The following is a 203-nucleotide window of genomic DNA, read 5'->3' as shown; positions in this document are numbered from 1 at the left end:
ACGGATCTAATTCAAACTGCTCTTGAACAATATCCGCTAAACCATCAATTCCACGCCGTAAGTCAGTCTTTCCACAAACAATGAATACTTGTCTAACTCTAGTAGAATCAATGAGCATCGTTGAACACCGCCTTAAAGAGGGCGTCAACGATATAACCATTGGCCTTGTTGTAAATAATCACGGACTTATTTTTGCCAATATT

1 protein-coding gene is annotated in these 203 nt (G+C 38.9%); it reads right to left on the bottom strand.

Annotation, left to right across the window (positions count from 1 at the left end):
- Positions 1–118, bottom strand: a 118-nt coding sequence (tnpB, locus tag FAY32_RS15100; protein WP_191988204.1) for an IS66 family insertion sequence element accessory protein TnpB, incomplete at its 3' end; no start/stop codon positions are given.
- Positions 119–203 lie beyond the last annotated feature (85 nt).

This window comes from Levilactobacillus enshiensis, from assembly GCF_007115095.1.
Classification (GTDB): domain Bacteria; phylum Bacillota; class Bacilli; order Lactobacillales; family Lactobacillaceae; genus Levilactobacillus; species Levilactobacillus enshiensis.
Note: the sequence above shows the minus strand (reverse complement) of the source record. Positions and strands in the feature narration are given on the sequence as shown.